Annotated in this window: 14 protein-coding genes; 8 read left to right on the top strand and 6 right to left on the bottom strand. The window is 37.3% G+C overall.

The window, feature by feature from the left end; genetic code table 11:
* Positions 1-211: 211 nt before the first annotated feature.
* The 4 genes from ACAM30_RS20765 to ACAM30_RS20750 are packed head-to-tail and all read right to left on the bottom strand — an operon-like array spanning position 212 to position 6,186.
* Positions 212-1,564 carry a lysine N(6)-hydroxylase/L-ornithine N(5)-oxygenase family protein gene (locus tag ACAM30_RS20765; RefSeq protein WP_369616420.1) on the bottom strand — a complete coding sequence of 451 codons (1,353 nt, stop codon included), beginning with the start codon at positions 1,562-1,564 and terminating at the stop codon, positions 212-214.
* Between the two features lie 17 nt (positions 1,565-1,581).
* On the bottom strand, positions 1,582-4,023 hold the full coding sequence (locus ACAM30_RS20760; protein WP_369616419.1) for a GNAT family N-acetyltransferase: 2,442 nt from the start codon (positions 4,021-4,023) through the stop codon (positions 1,582-1,584).
* A complete protein-coding gene (locus ACAM30_RS20755; RefSeq protein ID WP_369616418.1) occupies positions 4,001-5,521 on the bottom strand; it encodes an aspartate aminotransferase family protein in 1,521 nt (506 codons plus the stop codon). Before ACAM30_RS20755 ends, ACAM30_RS20760 begins: the two co-directional genes overlap by 23 nt.
* A gap of 32 nt (positions 5,522-5,553) precedes the next feature.
* Positions 5,554-6,186 carry a nitroreductase gene (locus ACAM30_RS20750; RefSeq protein ID WP_369616417.1) on the bottom strand — a complete coding sequence of 211 codons (633 nt, stop codon included), beginning with the start codon at positions 6,184-6,186 and terminating at the stop codon, positions 5,554-5,556.
* A 693-nt stretch (positions 6,187-6,879) separates the two neighbouring features.
* On the opposite strand from ACAM30_RS20750, the gene ACAM30_RS20745 reads away from it, so the two are divergent.
* From ACAM30_RS20745 to ACAM30_RS20710, 8 genes are all read left to right on the top strand, one after another.
* On the top strand, positions 6,880-7,257 hold the full coding sequence (locus tag ACAM30_RS20745; protein WP_369616416.1) for a hypothetical protein: 378 nt from the start codon (positions 6,880-6,882) through the stop codon (positions 7,255-7,257).
* A gap of 82 nt (positions 7,258-7,339) precedes the next feature.
* Positions 7,340-11,719, top strand: a complete 4,380-nt coding sequence (locus ACAM30_RS20740) for a CusA/CzcA family heavy metal efflux RND transporter (RefSeq protein WP_369616415.1) — start codon at positions 7,340-7,342, stop codon at positions 11,717-11,719.
* Positions 11,720-11,723: 4 nt separating this feature from the next.
* Positions 11,724-12,854 carry an efflux RND transporter periplasmic adaptor subunit gene (locus ACAM30_RS20735; protein ID WP_369616414.1) on the top strand — a complete coding sequence of 377 codons (1,131 nt, stop codon included), beginning with the start codon at positions 11,724-11,726 and terminating at the stop codon, positions 12,852-12,854.
* 180 nt (positions 12,855-13,034) lie between these two features.
* On the top strand, positions 13,035-15,023 hold the full coding sequence (locus tag ACAM30_RS20730; protein WP_369616413.1) for an ATP-binding protein: 1,989 nt from the start codon (positions 13,035-13,037) through the stop codon (positions 15,021-15,023).
* A gap of 88 nt (positions 15,024-15,111) precedes the next feature.
* Positions 15,112-15,477: a response regulator transcription factor gene (locus ACAM30_RS20725; RefSeq protein ID WP_369616412.1), complete on the top strand. Its 366-nt coding sequence runs from the start codon at positions 15,112-15,114 to the stop codon at positions 15,475-15,477.
* Positions 15,477-16,691: a YaiO family outer membrane beta-barrel protein gene (locus ACAM30_RS20720; RefSeq protein WP_369616411.1), complete on the top strand. Its 1,215-nt coding sequence runs from the start codon at positions 15,477-15,479 to the stop codon at positions 16,689-16,691. The genes ACAM30_RS20725 and ACAM30_RS20720 overlap by 1 nt, the downstream gene beginning before the upstream one ends.
* A 1-nt stretch (position 16,692) precedes the next feature.
* Positions 16,693-17,514 carry a hypothetical protein gene (locus ACAM30_RS20715; protein WP_369616410.1) on the top strand — a complete coding sequence of 274 codons (822 nt, stop codon included), beginning with the start codon at positions 16,693-16,695 and terminating at the stop codon, positions 17,512-17,514.
* A 12-nt stretch (positions 17,515-17,526) separates the two neighbouring features.
* Complete coding sequence (locus tag ACAM30_RS20710; protein WP_369616409.1) at positions 17,527-18,960, top strand: glycosyltransferase family 2 protein; 1,434 nt, start codon at positions 17,527-17,529, stop codon at positions 18,958-18,960.
* A gap of 310 nt (positions 18,961-19,270) precedes the next feature.
* Here the strand turns inward: ACAM30_RS20710 and ACAM30_RS20705 are convergent, their stop codons facing one another.
* Complete coding sequence (locus tag ACAM30_RS20705) at positions 19,271-22,486, bottom strand: TonB-dependent receptor (protein WP_369616408.1); 3,216 nt, start codon at positions 22,484-22,486, stop codon at positions 19,271-19,273.
* A gap of 295 nt (positions 22,487-22,781) precedes the next feature.
* Positions 22,782-24,149, bottom strand: coding sequence for an ATP-binding protein (locus tag ACAM30_RS20700; RefSeq protein WP_369616407.1), 1,368 nt, complete (start codon positions 24,147-24,149; stop codon positions 22,782-22,784).
* Between the last annotated feature and the right edge of the window lie 157 nt (positions 24,150-24,306).

Genomic DNA, 24,306 nt, shown 5'->3' with positions numbered 1-24,306 from the left:
TTAGTAAGACCTGTCAATAGGGGGTATTTTTTTTAACACATAGAGACATGAATAACATAGCTTGCGGAAAAATAAAAGACGTTTCATTTTTCATTAAAGTACATAGCTATGAGAAGAAAGAAATGAGTTTCTTTTCGAGCCTCCTTATTCAACATTTAAATTCTATGTTTCTATGTGTTGATTTTTTTATTTACACCAAACAGCTTATGATCTAATTGTTTAAGGGTTCATTTACTAATTCCAAAACATTCGCTGATGAAAATTCAGAAGTGGCTCTTTGTACTCCGAATTGTTGAAAAGCAATACGTTTTTCAACCTTATACACTTCACGATTAGCGATTTGGTTAATGATGTACGAATTTCGATAAGCACCCATTCCCAAGTCCGGAGTCGAAAGTCCATGCGTATGTAATTCAGCATTCTGAACAAAAATATCTGTACCGTTTTTGTCAATAGTATAATTACGATGCACTTTGAACAAGCCATTTTCCAGTCGGCCAATTTTGTCCTGAATTCCTGAAAGAATAGCAGGTTCTTTGTATTTGTAACCCGTTGCCAGAATCACATAATCGGTTTGGTCTTCGAAAGGCAGCTCCAGTTCTGTCTGCACAAAATCTAGTAAATGTGAGCCATCTGTGTCTTCTTTTACCGAAGTCAGACGCATGTTCGAGCGTAATTCTACATTCAGCGGCGTATCTTCTAAGCTCATCTCGTACAAGCTGTCGAAAATCTCGTTAATCAATTCGTGATCAATCCCTTTGTATAACCCATGCTGACTGTCTAAAAGCTGTTTTCTTTTTTGTGCCGAAAGACTGTGAAAATGATCTACGTATTCCGGAGAAGTCAGCTCCAAAGTCAGCTTAGATTTATTGTCAAGAGGGAAGAAGTGCGACGAACGTGTAAACCATTTCAATTGCAATCCGTCTTCCGTTTCCGGTAAAAGATCACGGAATACCTCGGCGGCACTTTGTCCCGAACCAATGATTGTTACCGACGCATTTTTCTGAATCTGAGGTTTGAAATACAAATATTGAGAGGCATGAATCACATTTGGAAGGGCTTCAGTGTCAATAAAATCAGGTACATGTGGTGAAGTTCCAGTCCCTAAAACTATTTTATGCGTATAATAAACAGAAGTAACACACGTCTGAGTATTGATCACCGTAACTTTGTACACATCGTCAACAGGGTCAATTGAAATTACCTTGTGCGAAAATCTAAGGTTGGTTAATTGAGCAGCTGCCCATTTGCAATATTCATTGTATTCTCTTCTGTAGATAAAGAAATTTTCACGGATGTAAAATTTATAAGCACGTCCGCTCTGTTTGATATAATTTAAGAAGCTGTATTTATTCGTCGGATCAGCCATGGTAACCAAATCGGCTAGGAACGGAACCTGCAGTGTAGCATTGTTTAACATTAAACCCGGATGCCAGTCAAAGCCTTCTGACTGATCAAAAAACAGTGCTGATAAATCTTCAATGGGTTCGATAAGTGCGGCAAGTCCAAGGTTGAAAGGACCAATTCCAATTCCGATTACCGAATATATTTTTTCTGTATTCATTGTGGTTATTTTATCAATTAAACTTGTGAGGCTGAAACCCTATTTTTTTGAAACTCTTCAGCAGCCGGGAATTTTGCCCAGTACCATTCTCTGTAACAAAAGTTCAGATTGGCTTTTTTATGAGGCATTTCGATTACTTTTTGAATTTTAAATCCAACGTGAGCTTTGTTCATCATCGAAGCGATAGAATCAACAGAACCTTCACCTACCATTTTGCCTACTTTGGCTTCGCTCAATACAAAATCCATCATAGATTGTGTTGCCGGAGAACCGTATTTCAGTTTCGGATCAGTTGGTGCGATAAACTGGTGCGTTCCGTAATCAGATGGGAGTACATCGTAGTATTCACCCACAATGTCACGACTTGCCCAATACACTTCGATATTAAAAGTTGGTACCCCATTGGCTTCTCCAATGTAACTGTGCGAATGACCACCAGGAAGTAATGTGCGGTAAAATACCTCCAAATCACGAATTGGCCAGTTCATTTGCCAGATTTTCAAAGCATGTTCGCGGTGAAACCACTCGTGAAGCATCTCCAAATCTTTGTCGACATCTACCGGACGCAGAGTAATCGTTACATTTTCTTTCTCGAAATAACGGCTGAAAACAGTAGTACCTGTTTTTGGCTGGATTAGTTTTTTAGAGAAATAGTGTCGGTTTAAAGGATTAGGAAAAGTTTTGTACACCGCCGGATTAGTTCTTGGCGCACTGGCTTCATCCATATTGTTTAAACTGGTTAGTAAATTCCCTTTTACGATTAGTTTGACACTTTCGGTAAAATGAGAAACTAAACCGGTTACATCCGATTCTCCCTCTTTTTTGATCGCTTCGTAAATCAGGTCAAGCAGTGTATCTTCGTCAGCCAATTTGTTTTTACCCAAAGCGCTCACAATTCCAAGCAAGTGATTGATTAAGAAATAATAGCCCCAGAAATCAATGATTCTTTTTTCGGCAATAAAAGAACGGCTGTCTTTACCAAATTCCGGAATCAAACGCTCCAGTTCTTCCACTTGTCCCTGACGGAAAAAGTACCCCTGATTGTCTCTGAAATAGAATTTGGAAGGCAAAAGATTTTCATCAAATTCAACCATTACATTCTGTTGGTGAAATTCTGATCCAAATCCGTATTTGTTAAAGATGCCAATTAAAGGCGTAAGGCTGATATTCAGGTATTGTTTGAACCATGCAATAGCAGTGTCCACTACGGTCAAATCTTGTCTTTTGGCCGATTCTTCGATCAGCGTTACGATTCTTGGCTGCTCTGTCAAAATGTTATCCTGTGTCAAAGAAGCAACTAGCGTTACATTTTTATTGGCGTTGGCTCCATGAAAAGGGTTTTCACGAATACTGGTGCTGAAACCGTCAATAATTTGATCTTCATAAACCACTGTAATGAAAGCCGGATCAGTAATAAGCTGAATTTGTGGGTAATCTTTTTGAATGCCTTTTCCCCAATCTGTTTTCATCAGCTGTGCGGCATCATAACCGCGATTCAGTTCGTGCAGGTAATTGACGCGGAAGGAATTAGTGATTTTTACATGCAAAGAGAATTTATACATCCATTCACTGTCGGCATTGTAAACGGTACGAACAGATGAGGTCGCTGCATAAGAAGGTCCAAATTGCCCCAAACTGAAAAGAAGCTGTTTAGACTGCATTTCTTTAACTTCTTTTTGCTCCAATAAATAAGTTGCTTCCCAAGGGTGAACCGGTACTATTTTGTATTGCGAATAGAAATCCAGTAATTCTTTGGCATTTTTATCAGCAAATTGCGAAACTTCTTTTCTCAGATAATCAGTGATCAAATAGTCTTCAGCACTTTTTTCAATCACATTTTCAGGGTGAATCAGGAAATAGTGTAGCGGGAATTGTCCTTGGGTTTCAGGAGAATATTGAACCAATTCGTCCTTTGTAAATCCTTCTCTGCTTTTTGGCAGCGGATGTACGGTATGTCCCAGGATCAAAGATTGTTCAGAAGCTATAAAGGACTGTTCCGGATTGTTGGCTGTACGATCACTGTTTTTGTAATGTTCCAGATAAAGCGCCAGATTCTCGATACTGTTTTGCATGCGTTTTTGCGTAGGAACAGGATCAATATCAGGGCTCTCTGTTTTAGAATAAGCCGCAACAAGTTCCGTAAATTCGATTGGATTTATTTCTCTGAACTCGTCCGTTGCAATAGTGCGTGACACCACCGGAAATCCGTATGCATGTACGCCACTTTGAGAAAAATAAACCAATGGAGCGAAAACTTCCTGACCAATAACACTGAAATCAAATTTAAGAAAAGAGCTATGATCGATCGTTTTCATAAATTCGGCCAAAGCAGGATCGTATTTCGGGACACCTTCGTATTGGATCCAGTTGCTAAATTCTCTGCAATAGCAGTTCAGCAGGGATTTGTAGTTAACTTGTTCTGCCAGTTGGTAAAAATTAGTTGAGTCTGTGGTATTCATCTCCGTTTTGTTTTATGAGGTTAAGAATGTTTTTAATATCATTTAGGGTGGTAAGAGGATTTAAAATGGTGAACTTCAGGTAGAATTCTCCATTTACTTTGGTACTGGCTACCAGTACTTCGCCGCCATAGAAAAGCTTCTCTTTGATGTATTTGTTGACATCGCAAGAATTGGATTCAACTGGTCCGTCCAGATAACGGAACAATAAAATACCCATATCAGAGTGGCATAACAGTTCGAAATTAGGATCGGCTTCAATGTAGGCAGCAGTTTGTTGAGTGGTTTCGATTAAGGCTTCGGTGAATTTTCCGAGTTTCTTCTTGCCCATGTAACGGAGTGTAAACCAAAGTTTTAAAGCATCAAAACGACGTGTCGTCTGAACAATCGATTTATTAACCTGAGCCGGAAGCACATCGTAATTTTGTTCTTTTGGATTTAAGTAATCAGCGTGGTGCTTGATAATGTTGAGGTGAAGGTTATCTTTCACAATAAAAGCACTGCTGCTCACCGGCTGGAAGAATGATTTGTGGTAATCAATAGTTACAGAATCGGCCAGTTCGATACCGTTTAATAAATGCCTTTGTTTCTCTGTCAGCAATAATCCGCAGCCATAAGCAGCATCTACGTGAAGCCATAAATTATAACGGTTGGCAATATCAGCGATGGTTTTCAAGGGATCTACGTTACCGAAATCGGTGGTACCGGCTGTTGCGGTAATAGCAATTGGAATGTTTCCTCTTCTGATTTCGTCGGCGATTGCTTTTTCCAGCTTTTCAGGATCCATGCGGTATCTTTGATCAACTCCGACGTTTACGATGGCCTGTTCTCCAAGACCTAAAACCCATGTCGTTTTATGATTGCTGAAGTGCGCTTTGTCCGAAACAAAAATTCTGTATTTGTGTGCATCAGGAGGAAGACCTTCCAATTTGATATTCCATTTCTGATACTGTAAAGCATAATAATCTCTTGCTAAAAGCAAGCCCATTAAATTACTTTGAGAGCCTCCGGCCGTAAAAACGCCATCACCTTTTGTATAGCCAATCTGCTCGCTAGTCCAGTCAATCAGTTTTCTTTCAATAAAAGTTCCACCGGCGCTTTGGTCGTAAGTATCTTGCGAAGAGTTGATGGCGCTTATCAGAATTTCTGCTGCTAATGCCGGAATAACAACCGGGCAGTTTAAATGAGCAATATATTCAGGTAGGTGAAAGGCGGTAGCGTGGTTCACATAAAGTTCGTCTACTTCGTTCAGCAGGCTTTCGTAATCGGGTAGTGGAGTGTCAAAATCTACTTCATCAACTTTAGCTCTGATTTCTTCAGGTTTGATTCCGCTGAAAGGTTTTTTATTGTTTTTTAGGAAATTAGAAACGCGTTCCTGTGCTAATTTCATGGCCTGTGCGTATTCTGTTCCGGAGTTCTGGTGGAAAATGTCTTTATAAAAATCCTGGTCCGACTGGACTCCTTTCTCGGTGACTTCTGTACGAATCAATGTGGTATTCATAAAATAGTGTTTTAAGGGGTTAAAGTTATTTTTCAGTCGAGGTAGACGACTTTTTTAGATAAAGGGGTTCTCTTTTTTTTGGAGGGTTTTAAGGCTTCGGGATAGTACCCCAGATAAAGAAGTCCTAGTGATTTTTCATTTTCTGAGAGACCAAATTTTGCGACATAATCAATAGCTACACCTTTGGTACTCCAGTAACTGCCTATTTTATGAGCATGGCAGGTAAGCGCTATATTTTGCACAGCCGAAGAGACTGCAGCAATTTCTTCCCACTCGGGCAGGTCAATTTTGGTGTTTTTCACCATGATTACTCCAATCATGCAGGCAGCGTTTAACGGGTAGTTTTCGAGATAAGAAAGCTTGTCTTTTTGATCTTCGGGAGACAATTCACTGTAGAAATCTCTGTAATAATGAGCCATATATTCGCCGTACTTCTTCAAATATTTGCCCCTAAAAACGATAAACCTCCAGGGTTCTGTCATTTTATGGGTAGGGGCCCAGGTCGCATTTGTCAAAATTTCTTCAAGCAATTGATCCGGTAATTCTCCCTTGATAAACTGATTGGCATAGACGCTTCTCCTGTTACGGATGTTCTTCGAAATTTTGTTTAATTTATAAGAAGAGTCTGATAGCTTGATTTTACTGGGGTTGTTCTTAATTTTCATTTATTTTGGAAATTTTTCTAAGAAAATTCTTTTTTATTTTGGCCAAATAAAAATAAATTTGTAAGTAATTTTTATTTAGAATGAATAAGAATAGTTTGAAACAAAAGTATAAATTAATCTGGTAGAAAAAAATATTTTTTTATAAATTTATACGAATGAACGTACAGTTGTCTTTGAGAATTTCTAAATTTTAATATTTAATTATTTGATTTTTAGAATGTTGAGTTTTCGTGATTAAAGTTTTTTTACAGCTATTATTAAATTGTAAAAAAGAAGTTACGTGTAGTTTTTATAGATGAAAAGAGTAATAAAAACACTTATTTTATTTTGTATTCTTACAAGTAGTTAAATAATGAGAGAAGACCAGCAGGGAAGGAGCATTTAGTCTGGTTTTAGGAACTTTTTAGCGAAATTTTAATGGAATTATTCTCGTCCATTTTGAAACAAAAAAGGGGGCGGAATTTTAGAATTTTGAAGTTTTTTTGGATAAAAATGGCTGGGGTTGGATTATCCAAATTTTAAGTTGTGAGTAATTGTTGTGAATTAACTTTTAAAATAGATAAAATGTTTTATTTTTTGTTTTTGAATGTGATAATTGTAATTTTTATTGCTGTAAATAGTTAAAATGATAAAAGTTGTTTGCTTCTTGTTCTCAGTAGGAAATTATTTTGCGACATCGTTTAAATTTGTGAAGTGCGAAAAATCATTATATATATCTTCATCTTTTTAATTGTATCCAATATTGGGTTCTTTCAGCAGTTTTATAAATTGCCAATATTGCTGGAGCATTTTAAAGAGCATCAGCTAAGAAGTGAGGTAAGTTTTTTTGATTTTTTGGAAATGCATTACTGGGGAGAAGATTTAAAAGACAATGATTCTGATCGTGATATGCAGCTTCCGTTTAAAAACATATCCGGACCTTACGTACAGTTAGTATTTGTTCCGCAGGACAAAACAGTATTTTACATTCCTTTTACTGTTGGATTTTCACCATCGGGTACAATTCCTTATACTTCAGATTTGTATTCAAATCCTTCATTGTTTTCGGTATTCCGTCCTCCTATAGCCTAATTTGATTTTATCGAATTTTTATTGTGGTTGAAACATTTTTGATGTTTTGACCATGGCATTATTATTTCAAATAAATTAAATTATGCTTAATAAGATCATACAGTTCTCCGTTAAAAATAAACTGGTAATTGGGATCTTCACATTGCTATGGATTATCTATGGCGTGTTTGAAGTAACCCGTTTGCCTATTGATGCGGTTCCTGACATCACCAACAATCAGGTACAAATTATTACAACAGCTCCGTCTTTGGGAGCAGAAGATGTAGAGCGTTTAATTACATTTCCAATCGAACAGGCAATAAGCAACATACCGCAGCTGAAAGAAAGCCGCAGTATTTCGCGTTTCGGACTTTCGCTGGTTACGATTGTTTTTGCAGACGATACAGATGTGTATTGGGCACGTCAACAGGTTGCCGAACGATTGCAAAAAGTTGAAATTGCAGAGAACGCCAGTATTCCTGAAATGGCACCCGCAACCACAGGTTTGGGAGAAATTTATCAATATGTCCTTAAACCGCAACCCGGATACGAAACTAAATATTCTCTAGAAGATTTGCGTACGATTCAGGACTGGACAATAAGAAGACAGCTTTTGGGAACTCCCGGAATTGCCGACGTCGCTACTTTTGGAGGGAAACTCAAGCAATACGAAATTGCCGTTAATCCTTCACGGCTTAAAGCACAGAATCTGACTATAAAAGAGGTTTTTACAGCACTGAACAGTAATAACGAAAACACAGGTGGGGCTTATATTGAAAAAGGACCAACGGTACTTTACATCCGAAGTGTTGGACTGACCCGAAACATAAAAGACATTCAGAATATTATTGTCAAAAATACACAGGCCGGAACTCCAATTTTGATTAAAGATATTGCAGAGGTAAAAATGTCATCGGCTATACGTTACGGAGCATTAACGACAGATGATATTGGCGAGTCGGTTGGTGGAATTGTAATGATGCTTAAAGGAGAGAACGCGAATAATGTTATCGTAAAGGTTAAAAAACGGGTTGCTGAGATTGAGAAAATTTTGCCCAAAGGTTTAAAAATAGAACCTTTTTTAGATCGGACTAAGATGGTAGATAATGCGATTGGTACAGTAGAGAAGAACCTTATTGAAGGAGCGTTGATCGTAGTACTGGTGCTGGTACTCTTCCTTGGGAATTTAAGAGCAGGTTTTATTGTGGCTTCGGTTATTCCGTTAGCGATGCTGTTTGCAATTATCATGATGAATACATTTGGTGTAAGCGGTAATTTGATGAGTCTGGGTGCGCTCGATTTTGGTTTGATAGTCGATGGTGCCGTAATTATTGTCGAGGCCATTTTGCATCATATTCATTCCGCTAAAAAATACAAAGAAATCGATTCTATTTCGCAAGAAGAGATGGATAAGGAGGTGACGGGATCAGCAGGACGCATGATGAATGCCGCAGTATTCGGGCAAATTATTATTCTGATCGTATACCTTCCAATATTGTCATTAGAAGGTATTGAAGGAAAAATGTTCAAGCCAATGGCGCAAACGGTGGCCTTTGCCATTTTAGGCGCCTTTATATTGTCGCTTACCTATGTTCCTATGGTCAGTGCATTATTCATTAGCAAAAAAATAAATCATAAGCCCAATTTGTCAGACCGAATAATGGCAAAAATGGAGTTTTATTATGAAATAGCATTGTCACGAGCATTGCAAGTTAGAAAAGGGATTGTGATTTCAGCTTTCGTTCTGTTTGGTATTGCCTTGTTGCTTTTTAGCCGAATGGGAGGTGAATTTATACCACAACTGGAAGAAGGCGATTTTGCTGTAGAAACCCGATTGTTATTGGGGACAAATTTGTCAACGACTACTGCAACAATTGAGAAAATTTCGTCAGCATTGAAAAGTACTTATCCGGAAGTAGAAAAAGTAGTTTCAAGAATTGGGAGTGCTGAGATTCCAACAGATCCGATGCCTATAGAAGGAGGTGATATGATTATTGTTCTGAAAGATAAATCAGAATGGACCAGTGCTTCTTCGTTTCCTGAATTGGCAGATAAAATGACCCAAACTGTTAAAGAGGTTGCTCCGGGAGTTACGACTGGTTTTCAGTTTCCGGTTCAAATGCGTTTTAACGAATTGATGACAGGAGCAAAGCAGGATTTGGTTTGCAAAATTTACGGAGAAGATCTCGATAAGCTGGCTCAATATACCGAGCAGTTAGGCGCTATTAGCAATACTGTTGAAGGAGCTACAGATCTCTATGTTGAAAAGGTTACCGGAATGCCACAAATCGTTATTGACTATGACTGGGCAGAAATGGCGAAATACGGTATTTATGTTTCAGATATCAATCAAACCGTAAATGCTGCTTTTGCAGGAGCTGTAGCAGGCAGTATTTATGAAGGAGAAAAAAAGTTTGATATGGTGGTGCGCGTGGAGGCTAATGGACGGAAAGATATTCAGGACGTTCGAAATTTACTCATTTCAACCCGTTCCGGAATACAGATTCCGTTGTATCAGGTGGCTTCGGTAAAAGAAGTCGAAGGCCCGAACCAGATTCAGCGGGAAGATGCCAAAAGAAGAATTATTGTCGGTTTTAATGTAAGAGGACGGGATGTAGAATCTATTGTAGAAGAATTGCAGAAAAAAGTTAACAGTCAGATCAAATTTGCTCCCGGATATTACATTACCTACGGAGGTACTTTTGAAAATCTGCAACAGGCAAAATCGCGCCTTGGAATTGCAGTCCCGGCAGCTTTGTTTATGATTTTGGCGCTGTTGTATTTTGCTTTCCGATCTTTTAAAGAAGGAATTATCATTTTTACAGCGATTCCTTTGTCGGCAATTGGCGGTGTTTTTGGACTGGCATTGCGGGATATGCCGTTTAGTATTTCTGCCGGAGTTGGTTTTATAGCACTGTTTGGCGTAGCGGTTTTAAATGGAATTGTTTTAATTTCTGAATTCAATCGCATACAAAAACATGGTGAAATTACTAATCCGTTTCAAATTATTATTATCGGAACTAAAAACAGATTGCGCCCTGTATTGATGACCGCTGCTGTTGCTTCTTTAGGATTTTTACCTATGGCTTTGAGCAATGGCGCAGGAGCAGAGGTACAGCGTCCGCTCGCCACGGTCGTTATTGGCGGACTGATTACGGCTACTTTGCTCACACTGTTTGTACTTCCTGCTATTTATTTAATGACGTATCATACCAAAGTTTTTTCTAAGAAAAATAAAAAAAATAAAATGGATAAGCTGACTTCATTACTGCTGGCTTTGTTTCTTACTGCTTCGGTACAGGCACAAGATGCCCCTGTCTCGCTTGAAGAATCTTTGTCAATAGCGATTCAGCATAACAGAAGAATTAAATCTTCTCTGTTGAATGAAAGATCAAAAGAACAATTGGAAAAATCTGCTTTTGATATTCCTAAAACAGCTCTTACAGCCGATTATGGTCAGTTTAACAGTGCCGTAAACGATACCCGTTTTGGAATTAGTCAGACTTTTGCTTTTCCAACACTGTATACGAATCAGAAAAAAGTGTTGAGAGAGCATCACAATGCCGCAAAAGCAGAATCGCAGCTAACAGTGCAACAGGTTAAGTCGAATGTGAGAAGCTTATTTTATGATTACATCTGGCTCAACAGTAAAAAGGAATTGTTAGTTTATGCCGACTCGATTTACAGATTAATGGAACAGAAATCAGAGCTGCGTTACAAAACAGGAGAAACCAATGTTTTGGAAAAAACAGCTTCTCAATCAGCACGGCAGTTTTATTCGAACCAGCTTGCAATGGTGAATAAAGATATCGCCATCACGCTTAAAACGTTTAATACGGTTCTTCAGGACAGTATTATTCACGTGCCCACTTCAGAAAGGGTGAAAAATGATTTTGTGGTTTCATTCAATCAAAATAAAGATACCGCAGAGCTTCCTCAGGTACAGCTTTCAATGTACGAAGCCGAAGCGGCAAAATGGCGATGGAAAACGGAACGGTCCAAATTAATGCCTGATATTACTATCGGTTATAATAATTTAAGCATCATTGGAACACAAACCAGCGCTGTAGGTCAGGAGGTTTATTATAGTGGCAGTCAAAGATTTAATTATGTCAATTTCGGTTTGTCAGTCCCTCTTTTTTTCGGCAGTCAGTCGGCACGTAATAAAGCGGCCAGAGTGGAGTATGAAACGTACAAAATGCAGGCAGAAACTACAAAGATTGAATGGAAGACAGAAATAGTCAATGCAGTAAATGAAATCGAAAAATACAAAGAAAGCCTTTCTTATTATGAAAATGAAGGACTAAAAAATGCGACGGTAATTATCGACGCTGCCAATAGTCAATTGGAAAACGGAGATATCGATTACCTGCAATGGGTTTTAGTGGTCAATCAGGCGATAACCATAAAAAATGAATATTTCGACAGAATTAAAGATTATAACAACGCAGTAATTCATTGGCAAACCCTTAATAATTTATAAAAAAATGAAAATATATAGCAGTATCATCTTTCTTTTTCTATGCTTGGTTTCCTGCCAGAGCGACAAAAAAGAACAACAGAGTACAAAAGTACTAACACCCGGAAACAGTATTCAATTAAGCGATGCACAGATCAAAAATGCAAAATTGGTTGCTGGGTATCCTGAAGAAAGAACCGTAAAAGGAATATTACAGCTTCAGGGAACCGTAACGGTGCCTCCAAAGAGTGTGGTAACAGTGAGTATTCCTTTAGGCGGTTACATCAAAAAAACAGATTTAATGGCAGGTATGCATGTTAGAAAGGGACAAGTATTGGCGGTAGTCGAGGACATGCAATACATACAATTGCAACAGGATTATCTTACCGCGAAAGAAAAATTTCAGTTGGCTCAAAGTGAGTTTAACCGTCAGAAAGAGCTTAATGCTAAGAAAGCAAGTAGTGATAAGCTGTTTGAACAGACTGCAACTGAGATGCAGACACAACACATTTATATGTCATCGTTAGCCCAAAAACTGAGGTTGTTAGGAATCAATGTTAAAACACTAAGCGCTTCTACTATTAGTAAAACGGTTGCAATTCATTCGCCAATAAATGGTTTGGTCGCGAAAATTAATGTGAATGTGGGGAAATACATTTCACCAACCGATATGCTTTTTGAGTTAATCGAAATGAGTGACATTGTCCTGACGATGAATGTTTTTGAAAAAGACATACAGCTGCTTTCAGTCGGGCAGACCGTTACGGCTTTCACCAATGCGAATCCGTCTAAAAAGTATAAAGCAAGAATTGCTTATATCAATCAAAGTCTAAATGATGATCGCGCGGCAGAAGTAATCTGTAAAGTAAATCAGTATGAAAGCTCGTTAATACCGGGACTTTTTATTAATGCCGAGGCAGAATTTAATAACGAAAAAGCCATTACGGTTCCGGAAGATGCTGTGGTAAGATGGCAGGGTAAATTCTTTGTCTTTTCGGTAAGTACAAACGGAATCTATAAGATGGTTCCGGTAGAAACCGGTTCTTCAGCTGACGGATATCGACAGATAAAATCATCTATTATAGATGAATCTTCGAAAATTGTAATTAAAAACGCTTATACACTTTTAATGAGCTTTATGAATAAAGGAGATCAGTAACACAAAGGGCAGCTTTTTTTAAGCTGCCTTTTGTATTGGTTTTGTTTTAAAGTAATACACAATTGATTATTACATTCCTGTATTTGATTTTACGCATCATATTCAAACGATCAGTCGTAAAAAAAAGAACATTTTATCTCAAATTATTTTTATATTTATACAAGTTTACCACTAGCTGCAATGAAAACTTCCAAATTTCCAATACCGGTCAACGAATCAGAGCGTTTAGCTGCTCTGAAACGTTACAATATACTTGATACACTCCCTGATCATGCTTTTGATGACGCAACCAAATTAGTGTCCTATATCTGTGATGTGCCAATAGCTCATATTTCCTTTATAGACGAGAGCAGACAATGGTTTAAATCTGAAATAGGGATTGGCGTTTCTGAGGTACCTCGTGAAATTTCTTTTTGTCAGTACACTATTTTAGAATCTAAAATGGTGGAAATAAATGATACTTTTTTAAATGAGAGATTTAAAGACGATCCTAATGTTACGGGTGGTTTTAAAGTTCGATTTTATGCCGGTGTACCGCTGACAACACCGGACGGTTATAATATCGGAACGTTATGTGCTATTGATCATGTTACAAAAGAACTGAATGAAGATCAGCGAAATGCACTCAGAATTGTAGCAAAACATGTAATCAGCCAGCTGGAATTGGGAACAAAGAATATTGAACTTGACAGACAGAAAAAGATTGCAGAGAAAGCCGTTCTGGCAAAGGACAGTTTTTTGGCCAATATGAGCCACGAAATCAGAACGCCTTTGAACGGTATTATTGGTTTTACGGATCTTCTTGCACAGACCAAACTCGATGCTGTTCAGCGTGACTATATCAACAGTGTGCAGATAGCAGGAGAAAATCTGCTTTTAATTGTCAACGATATTTTGGATCTGTCTAAAATAGATTCCGGTAATCTGACCATAGAAGCCATGCCTTTCCATTTAAAAAGCACTTTAAAGCATGTTTATAATTTGCTTAAAATAAAAGCTTCTAAAGAGGTGGAATTCAATCTTTTCCTGGATGCCGATTTGCCGGAAATTATTATTGGAGACGAAGGAAGATTAAATCAGATATTGGTGAATTTAATAGGCAATGCACTTAAGTTTACTCATGAAGGAGAAGTCACGGTCTCAGTAAAAGTGATGGAACAAACAGAAGATTATTACTCGCTTAAATTCTCTATTAAAGATACAGGTATTGGGATTCCTGCCGAGAAACTGAAAACTATATTTGAACGTTTTACTCAGGCGGAAGATAGCACTACAAGAAGATTTGGAGGAACCGGTTTAGGGCTTAATATTGTAAAACAATTAATTGAATTACAAGATGCTGAAATTAATGTAAAAAGTCAGGAGAACAGAGGATCGGAATTTTTCTTTGTCATTAATTACAAAAAAACAGATTACATTCAGGAAACAGCCGAAGAAGTATCCGGAGAAAGTCTGGGTAAACTAAAAATACTGCTTTGCGAAGACAATGTTTTAAACCAGAAACTGGCCAAAAGTGTCATTGAGAATTTTGGTTTTGAATTGGAAATAGCTGAAAACGGAGAAGAAGGCATCGAGCTTTTATCAAAAAAAGAATACGATTTGGTATTGATGGATCTTCAAATGCCGGTTAAAGACGGATATCAGACTACGGATTATATTCGAAATGAAATGAATTCGAGTATTCCGATTATTGCCATGACGGCACATTCGCTTGTAGGCGAACAGGAACGTTGTTATAATGTAGGGATGGATGGTTATGTTCCAAAACCGTTCAAACAGCCCGTACTTTTAGAAGCCATAAGGGCAGTAATGAATTCGGAGTATAAAGTTACTCGTAAGAGAAAAGTGAATTTGTCCTTTATTGATGAAATGGCATGTGGTGATTTAAACTTCAGGCAGGATATGATCCATCTTTTTATCGAAAAAATCCCGACCGAAGAAATTTTACTTCAGGAAGCATTTAAAAACAATGATTTTCTAAAAGTAAAGAATTTGGCACATAACATGAGATCCAGCATGGACTTGTTTATGTTGGATGATCTCAGTAATTGTTTAGCTGTAATTGAGGAAGAAGCCAGAATTGAAAAATTTACAAATGAAACAGCAGATAAGGTAAATATTTTTCATAGTGGCATAATTGAAGTAATTAAATATTTAAAAGAACTATGATAAAAGCGAAATATCCCGTAGCTTTACAGTAGTTTTTAGTTTTAGAATATAAAATTATCAATTCCCCCCAAAGACAAATTTTGAACCTATGAGAATAGTTTTAGCCGAAGATAATGATATCCTACGCAAATCATTATCATTTTTCTTAGAGTCGAAAGGATATAACGTTGACCAGTTTTCTGATGGTAAAGACGCACTCGGAGCTATTAAAAACAATAGCTATGATCTGATCCTTACAGACATAAATATGCCTGGCATAAGCGGAATGGAAATTACGCAGTATGTAAGGCAGACTCTTAATTTAGATATTCCGGTAATTATACTTACTTCGTCAGGGGTTGAGCAAACTGAACTTGATTCTTTTGACATTGGAGCAAACGAGTTTATTGCAAAACCTGTAAGCCCGGCTGTGCTTTTGGTAAGAATTAATAAGTTGCTAAATGTACGTGCCTAATGAGATGGGGGTACTATCTGGCAGTCCTGTTGTTGGTTTCGATTACTGTCACGGGACAGGAAAGTAATATTGATGAAACTCTGACAAGTGCAAGGAGCGAAGCAGAGCAGAGTCGTTATGACAAAGCGCTATCATTAATTGATCCTTTGCTTAAAAAATATCCTGAAAATGAAGATATAAAAACTTTTGCGGGACGTATTTACAGCTGGAAAAAAGAGTATAAAACAGCCATACAAACATTGTCTCCAATGGCAGATAGGGTTAACCCAAATCCGGATGCTCTGTTGGCCATCATAAATGTGTATTACTGGACAGAAGATTTTGAGAAATGTATATCCTATTGCGACCGATATCTGACAGTTGATGTTGCGAATGTTGACATCTTAAAAATAAAAGTGACCTGTCTTGAAAAACTGGGCAGAGACAAAGAAGCACTGGAGATTATCGAAAAAGCATCCGTAAACGAAAATAGTACTCAGGCCTTTAAAGCGCTGCGTACACTTATTGATCGTAAGACTAAAAATGCAGTTTCGGTTTCATATTTAAACATTTCGACTTCAAATCCGGGGCAGGAGCCATTACATTACGGTTATGTTGAGTATGTGCATAAATTCGGTAAATCAGCTCTTGTAGGACGTGCTAATATGGGGCATATCGGGAACGATACTCAGGTAATGTTTGAGGCAGATTATTATCAGACTTTTGCCAAAAAAGATTATTTGTATGTAAATGCAGGAGTTTCAACAGGCGAAACGATATTTCCAGTGGCAAAATTTGGTGCCGAATATTATTTCAGACCGCAAAAAAGATTCGACTATGCTTTGGGAGCGAGATATATGCATTTTGAAACCGATGATGTAACCTTGCTTACCGGACAAATTTCTTATAAAACCGGAGCAAATACAATTGCTTACAGACCGTATTATGATACAGGAAATGCGTTATTTTCTCATGTTTTAAGTTTCCAGCATACAAATGAAGAAAAAGAACAAGTAGTAAGATTCGAAGTTCAGTACGGAAATGTGCCGTATTTATATTTGTACAGCAATTTTGTACAGCCTTTGAAAGCATACAGAGCAGGAGTGCAGTATCAGCATCGTTTGGGCAATTCATTTTTTGTACGCCCCATTTTTCTGTATGAATATGAAGAATATCTGCCAAACGAATACAGAAACAGGTTTAACGCTCAAATAATTATCACGAAACGATTTTAAGATGACTGATGTATGGGAATTTTATAAAAGCGGTACATGGGTAAAACCATTTTTGACCTTTTCAATAGGTCTTTTTGTATTGGCAGCGTTATTTTTTTACCTTTTAATTATTCAAAGCCGTAATAGAAAAATTAAAGAAGAAAGACACAGAGAAGGATATGATGTGTTTATTGATAAGCTGTTGTTTTCTGTCGTTTTTGAAGATATTTCTTTTTCTGATGTCTCAAAGAATAATGATTATGCGGTAATGGCTGAAAATAAGTTTTTCAGAGAAGTTATTACAGAATCTCTTATCAATCTTCATAAAAACTACCAGGGTGTTTATGCACAAAAACTGGAACAGTTTTATCAAGATTCCAGGCTTATAAATGATTCTTTGAAAAAACTAAAAAGCTTAAAATGGGATGTTAGATGCAAAGGAATCACAGAATTGGCAGAAATGAATGTTTATGACGCTTTTGATACCCTAATAACATTCTCAAATGCCCGTAATAAAGTACTGCAGATTACAGCCATAAATGCCTGTATTAAACTGGCAGGAACAAAAGGGATTGTACACCTTACAGAACATACCAATCCTATTGACGACTGGACTCAGGTCAATATTATTCATGCCTTCAAAAAACATGATATCGGAGATACAAAAGGGATCGAACTTCTATTGGAATCGCAAAATACTACAGTGGTTACACTTGGTTTAAAACTCATTAAAGAACTTAAATTGACGCAAAAGTTAATTTATGTAGAACAATTAGCAGAAAGAACTTCAAATACATCAGTGAAACATGGAGCTCAGCATGTAGTGTTGGCATTAACCGTTTAAAAATAGCAGCTAATGACATTTTTTAATCAAGAAATAGCATTTTTTGTCCATACTTATTTAATTCTGATATTGGCTTATGCGATATTGATTATGTCGTCTTATCTTATATTGGCCTATCTCTCCGCAAAGGAATTAAGAGATTATTTAAAAAGAAACAGTTTTATAGATTATGATGTGCTCTTAACGAGTGGATTGGCTCCTAAACTTTCTTTGATTGCCCCTGCATACAATGAAGGTTTTACTATTGAAGAAAATGTAAAATCACTACTTTCCTTAAACTATAATCAATATGAGGTAATTGTGGTGAATGACGGAAGTAAAGACAATTCGATGGAGTTGTTGATTCATACTTACGACCTTGTTCTTACGGAGCTTTCTTTTCATCAACAGATTGAAACAAAAAAAATCAGAGGACTTTATACTTCCAGAAATGCTGCTTTTAAAAAGCTAATTGTAGTGGATAAAGAAAATGGGGGTAAAGCCGATGCGCTTAATGCGGGACTGAATATCGCACAGAATCCGTATGTAGTTTGTATTGATGTGGATTGTATTCTTGATAAAGATTCGCTTCTTAAACTGGCAAAACCATTTTTAGAATCCAATGAACAGCGTATTATTGCAACTGGCGGTGTCGTTCGTATTGCAAATCAGTGTATTATTAAAAACGGACGTTTGATTGAAGTGAATGTTCCGGATGTAATGTTGTCCAGAATACAGGTTTTAGAGTATTTAAGAGCTTTTCTTTTAGGAAGAATGGCTTGGGGAAGATTAGACGGTTTATTGCTTATCAGCGGGGCTTTTGGTGCTTTTGATAAAGAAATTGCTTTACTGTCGGGAGGTTACAGCACCAAAACTGTGGGGGAAGACATGGAACTGGTCGTAAGAATGCGCCGTTATATGCTCGAAAACAAACTGCCATATTCAGTGCGATACATTCCTGACCCGCTTTGCTGGACAGAAGCTCCGGAAGATTTTAAAATATTCAAAAAACAACGCAGCCGCTGGATGAGAGGAACGATTGAAACCTTAGGTTTTCATAAAAAAATGTTCTTAAATCCTAAATATAAATTGTTGGGAATGCTAAGTATTCCGTATTGGACTTTATTTGAATTTTTGGCTCCCGGTATTGAATTTACTGGTCTTCTTATTACCATTGTTTTTTTTGCATTTGGACTGCTCAATTGGCATTTTTTCTTTTTGCTGTTGTTATTTGTGTATGCCTTTGCCATTTTCTTTTCGGTTATTGCTTTGTACAGCGAAGAAAGAACGTACCATAAGTACCCCAAACAAACCGATTTTTTCAAACTTTTGATGGCTGCTTTTATCGAACCTTTTTATTTTCATCCTTTAGCGGTTTATGCTGCTTTAGTAGGGTACAAAGAAAAAGTTTTAGGGACAAAAGGCTGGGGGGAAATGACCCGAAAAGGTTTTACCAAAAAAGAATAGAAAATAGAGTATATTCTTCCTTATCTGATTCTTAATGATTATTGGAATTATTTGCTCTGGCTCTTTCAGGGCAATTCCTGAGATTAATTTATTTCGTAGTGCGATGCACTACGCTAATGTCTTTTAGGCTTTCAACCTATTTTTACGATGGTTTGGAGAATATCATTGGAAATTCGGAACCTTGCTCTGAAAGAGCATTAGCAACAACATAGTGCGGAGCGCTATGAATAAAAACAAGGGCCTTAAATAAAAATCCCCCGGTTTCAAAGGGACTGAAACCGGGGGATAATAAAAAAATAAAACACAATCTTTAGAACGTATACCTCACTCCAAATTGTCCCTGGAATCTAGAGGCTAACTGATCTACAGTATAAGGAGATGTCGAAGGTTTTTGGAACGTATAAGTTGGATCGCCAGTAGCAACTCCGCCTAAGTTTCCAGTTTTTGTTAAACCAAGATTTGCCGTTGAATTGTAGGTGTTCGGAACAAAATAACTTCTTCCCCAATCTTTGTTGATAAGGTTTCCAACATTTGCTATGCTGAAGGAAAGCTGTAAAGTACCCGCTTTGGCAATTTTAATTTCATCCATTAGTTTCAAATCAGCTTGTATGTTCCATGGTGTAGTGGCACCGTTTCTTTCTGTGAAATTTCCTCTTCTGCTTTTCAAATAATCATTTCCATTAATGAAGGCTTCATAATCTGCCACCTGTTGTGCTGCGGTTGCCGAAGGAACTCCTGCTGCATTTACTCCAATGTATTTCGCGGCTTCTGCTGCATCTTTGAAGATATAGGCCAATCCTGCCGCCTGACCGGTTCCTGCAATAGTTGAGTTTACAAATCCCCACGAAAACGGATTTCCGGATTGAGCATTGAAATATACATTTGCTGAGAACATGTTGTTGTCAGCCACTTTTACGGCATACCCAACATTAGAAACGATTCGATGCTTGATGTTGAAGTTGGATGTTGCTAATTGAGGATTATTTGGTGTTAGTGATTGGTTCATCTGAAAGTTACTTTCCATTGAGTTACGTATTCCATTAGTAATATCTTTAGAATTTCCATACGTATAAGCCACCATAAAATTAAGACCAAAATCGTATGTTTTCGAAACCATTTCGGTAATGCTGTATCGGTATCCTTTGTTGGTGTTGGATAATAAATAAGCATTCGAAAAAGCCGGGTTTATATTAGCAGCATAAATTGGCATCTGGTGATTCGTATCATAAGAAAAATAAGTCGGGTTATCCGTTTTATTCACTTGTTGAAATTCCAGATCACGAATTACTTTGGTGTAAATTCCTTCGGTAGTAAATTTATAACCGTTGATGATTTTATCGATTGCAAGTGAATTTCTCAATACCGCCGGCATTTTAAATTTATTGTCAACTAAATCGGCCTGTACTTTTGGTGTTGCATCGTGATATCCGTTTAATCCGTTGGTTGCCAAAGGATCTCCGGCCGCCGCAACCTGTGCCGGAGTAAGGTTGTTTTTGTCATAACTTCCGTAACCTACACCATCATTGTAGTAAGCATATCCCAACCAGGCAAATGGAATTCTTCCTGTAAATACTCCGGATCCGCCACGAATAACAAGTGTTTTGTCTTCGTCTACATTGTACGTAAATCCAATTCTTGGAGAAACTAAAGCCGTACTGAAAAAGTTGTTTTTAATCTGATTTAACGGAGTGTACGAATAAGTGTTACCATAATTTGGATCAGCAGGAGAGTTTTGTACCTGTGGGCTTAATTTTGGTTTATTAGGTAAGTCTGTGTAGTCTATTCTGACACCAGGAGTAACTTTAAGTTTGTTGCCAATTCTAATTTCATCCTGTACATAAACACTGTAAAGATTTACTTTGAACTGTGCATAAGGATTGTTGAAGATTTGGTCTCTTGAAGAACCGTCAAAAGGATAGGTTCCGCGAACTCGCGTTGGAAGTTTGTTATAGAAATCTGCCAGAGATTTGTAAGATACTCTTCCGTTAAGAGCATTTACAAAACCGTAATTGATGTCGTAAAACTCATTGTGTGTACCAAACAATAACGTGTGGTTTCCGGTTTTATAGGTAAGGTTGTCTGTGATTTCGGCAGTATTTTGTTTCATGTTGAATACTGTTGCCTCACGATCATTCCCTAAAAAGATGGTTCCGCCGTTATACCCAATTTCGGTTTGCGGAAACATGAGATTGCCTGATTTTGGGTCGCGATAATCTTTGATAGCTGAGTAGCTTGCAATGAACGAGTTGGACCATTGACTGTTGAAATGGCTTTTAAGCTCTAAAACTGTACTGACAGATTGGTTTTTTTGCGTGAAATCCATACTTGAAAATCGGAAGTTTGCTGCATCGCGCTCTAAGTTGGATGCCTGCGAAATAACAGTGTTGTTTCGTAACGATAACGAATGTTTTTCGTTAATTTTCCAGTCTAATTTGTTGAAGAATTTCTGACTTTTTGCAAAGTTGTTGTACGAACCGAAAGTTCCGGTATCAAATCCGTAGTTTGTTTTTACAAAGTCTGAGATTTGCTGTGCGGTAGTATTGTCTACCAATGAAGTCAGTTTTCCATTAGAATCGGTTTGACCCGCATTGTAAAATATAGGATCTGTTCTTTCGGCATATTCCATATTGGTAAAGAAGAACAATTTATCTTTTACGATCGGTAAGCCTAATCTGAAACCAATTTGATAATCACCAAAAGAATTTGGCATTTTAGAACCGTCACCGGCGTTGTTACGGCCTGTAATGGCTGCGTTTCTTCCGTAACTGTAAATCGATCCCGTAATAGTGTTGCTGCCGCTTCTGGTCACGGCATTAACGCTTCCGCCTAGAAAGTTTCCTAATTTAATATCGTAAGGCGCAATATAAACCTGAATATCCTGTATCGCATCAAGACTTATAGAATTAGAACGTGTACTGCTTCCCGGCATTCCTGAAGTTCCCGATTGACCTCCTAAAGACGGACTAAAACCGATCGCATCATTGTTGATCGAACCGTCAATCGTAACGTTGTTGTATCTGAAATTGGTACCTGCAAAAGAGTTGTTGGAACTTTGCGGAACTAATTTTGTCACATCCTGAATTCCGCGATTGATTAACGGAAGACCATTGACCTGTTTTTCATTAATATTCGTTCCGTTATTTTTTGAAGAAGGTTTAGAACTTGTAATTACAACTTCTTCCAGCACATTGTTGTCTGCTTTGCCAACTACTATTACCGGCAGGTCATTATCGCCAAGTGCCAAGTGTATTTGTGCGTTAGAGTAGTCTTTGGTAGCGGCACTTTTAATCTCTAATTCGTAAGGTCCGCCGGCATTTAAATTTTCGAAACTAAATCTACCTTGTTTGTCAGTTACAGCTTTGTATACTGCGTTAGTAGGTAAATGTGTTAAAGTAACTTCTGCACCTGAAAGCGGGCTTGTACCATCATTAACTTTTGCAGATAATGTAGAGGTAGTAATCTGAGCAAAAATGTTTCCCATAACAAGAAGCATTACAGCCGAAAAAATGAGTTTTAGTTTTGTCATTGATTTTTTAGTTTTTATTTGACAAAGAAACTCGGTTTGTTTCGATCGGATTTAATGCTTTTGTTAACTTAAAATGATAAAAACAGTCAGTGTTAATTTAAAATTATCAAGCTGTTAGGTTTGTGGAATGCATTTAGGCCTTTAAAATCAATGATTTGTGTAAAATGTTAGAAATAAAAGGATTAGAGTTGTATTTAAAGTAGATTAGAGAAAGATTAGAGTGTTAAGCAAAGGTTACCAATTGCAAAAACAGACCGGATTGAGTCTCGCGGAAACAGCAAAGAAATGAATCCTACTAAGGAAATAGTAAGGTTACGGAAGTACCTTTTCCAACTTCAGAATCTACTTTAACATTAATATGATGTAGTTTGAGTATTTGCATGGTAATGAAGAGACCTAAACCTTGGCCCTGGATGTGACGAGTGTGATCGCTTCTGAAAAAAAGATCAAAAATCGATTCTTTGTCCTGTTCTGAAATTCCGGAACCCTGATCTGTAATTTGTATAAGAAGTTTATTTTGCTCACTGAAAGTTAAAACAGTTACCGGCTTTGGGGATGAAAACTTAATCGCATTGTCTAAAATATTGTAAAGGGCTATAAAAAGCATGTGTTTATTGGCATGAACTGAAAGTAAATTTTCACGATCGGCTAAAGCGTTTAGATCTACCGATACTTTAGATTCAGGGTATTCAATTGCTTTTTTCTCCAGTACATTCCACAGTATTTCATCAATTCTTACGGTTTCCATCTGCTGAGGTTCAGACAGCTGAAGCCCCGATAGTACCAGAAGACCATCTAAGGTTGATTTTAAATGCAGTGTGTCTTTTTTAAGAGATTTTAAAATTTCTACATATTGCTCGTTGGTTCTGGGCTGTTGCAGGGATACGTCAATATCACCGATGATAATGGTCAAGGGAGTTTTGAGTTCGTGTGAGGCATTTTTCAGGAAATTTTTTTGCGTCATCACACCGGTTTCAAGTCTTTCCAAAAGATAATTGAAAGTGGTTATAAGTTCTTTAATTTCATCTTTTTCCTGAGCTTGCTGTACTTCTAATCTCGAATGCAGGTTTTCGGTGGTGATGGTATTTACTTTTGCAATGACTTCTTTAAAAGGGCGAAAGGTTTGTCTGGCCAGAAATGTCCCTAAAATATAATTTAGAGGAATACCCGCGAGATAGAAAAGAAGAAACATAAAACCCAGGATCTCAAGCTGTCGGTTTCCGGTGTGATTGACGCCCGAGACTACAATTATAAAATCGCCCTGATTGTCTTTGTAAAATAAACCTACAAACTGTCTGCCGTTTATGGTAAACGATTCTATTTTGTTTTTGGCGATGTTATTCAGTTCATGATTACTAATCTCAATGTTAATGGAGTCTTTTAAGTATATTTTTTTGGTTTTGGCATCGTAAACCCTAATCGATTCATTGTTGATTCGGTGGTACTGAACTTCAATCTGATGGTAACGTTCGTTGGTAAATTCTTTTATTTCATCCTTCTTAAAATAAAATAGGGCAGCAGTCAACGCATGATCTTCTAGATTATCATAATATAGATCTTTCATATGACTTCTGAAAAGCAGAAACGATCCGGTCATGAGCAATCCGACGATAAAGGCAAAAAGCAGGGTCGAATTTACCGCTAACTTATTCTTAAGATTCATAACTCTTTGGATTTGTTTTAAATATATGTGTAAGATGTAAAAAGTAAAAAGTAAAAAGTAAAAAGTAAAAAGTAAAAAGTAAAAAGTAAAAAGAATTGACCTATAGAATACCGATTAAAAATCTGCGAGAAAAAATAAACATCCAGTCTTGCAGATT

This window comes from Flavobacterium sp. CFS9 (assembly GCF_041154745.1).
Classification (GTDB): domain Bacteria; phylum Bacteroidota; class Bacteroidia; order Flavobacteriales; family Flavobacteriaceae; genus Flavobacterium.
Note: the sequence above shows the minus strand (reverse complement) of the source record. Positions and strands in the feature narration are given on the sequence as shown.

Excerpts from the sequence above, each read along its gene's own strand:
- ACAM30_RS20765 (WP_369616420.1), bottom strand. The coding sequence starts at position 1,564 with ATGAATACAGAAAAAATATATTCGGTAATCGGAATTGGAATTGGTCCT.
- ACAM30_RS20760 (WP_369616419.1), bottom strand. The coding sequence starts at position 4,023 with ATGAATACCACAGACTCAACTAATTTTTACCAACTGGCAGAACAAGTT.
- ACAM30_RS20755 (WP_369616418.1), bottom strand. The coding sequence starts at position 5,521 with ATGAATACCACATTGATTCGTACAGAAGTCACCGAGAAAGGAGTCCAG.
- ACAM30_RS20750 (WP_369616417.1), bottom strand. The coding sequence starts at position 6,186 with ATGAAAATTAAGAACAACCCCAGTAAAATCAAGCTATCAGACTCTTCT.
- ACAM30_RS20740 (WP_369616415.1), top strand. The coding sequence starts at position 7,340 with ATGCTTAATAAGATCATACAGTTCTCCGTTAAAAATAAACTGGTAATT.
- ACAM30_RS20735 (WP_369616414.1), top strand. The coding sequence starts at position 11,724 with ATGAAAATATATAGCAGTATCATCTTTCTTTTTCTATGCTTGGTTTCC.
- ACAM30_RS20730 (WP_369616413.1), top strand. The coding sequence starts at position 13,035 with ATGAAAACTTCCAAATTTCCAATACCGGTCAACGAATCAGAGCGTTTA.
- ACAM30_RS20725 (WP_369616412.1), top strand. The coding sequence starts at position 15,112 with ATGAGAATAGTTTTAGCCGAAGATAATGATATCCTACGCAAATCATTA.
- ACAM30_RS20720 (WP_369616411.1), top strand. The coding sequence starts at position 15,477 with ATGAGATGGGGGTACTATCTGGCAGTCCTGTTGTTGGTTTCGATTACT.
- ACAM30_RS20715 (WP_369616410.1), top strand. The coding sequence starts at position 16,693 with ATGACTGATGTATGGGAATTTTATAAAAGCGGTACATGGGTAAAACCA.
- ACAM30_RS20710 (WP_369616409.1), top strand. The coding sequence starts at position 17,527 with ATGACATTTTTTAATCAAGAAATAGCATTTTTTGTCCATACTTATTTA.
- ACAM30_RS20705 (WP_369616408.1), bottom strand. The coding sequence starts at position 22,486 with ATGACAAAACTAAAACTCATTTTTTCGGCTGTAATGCTTCTTGTTATG.
- ACAM30_RS20700 (WP_369616407.1), bottom strand. The coding sequence starts at position 24,149 with ATGAATCTTAAGAATAAGTTAGCGGTAAATTCGACCCTGCTTTTTGCC.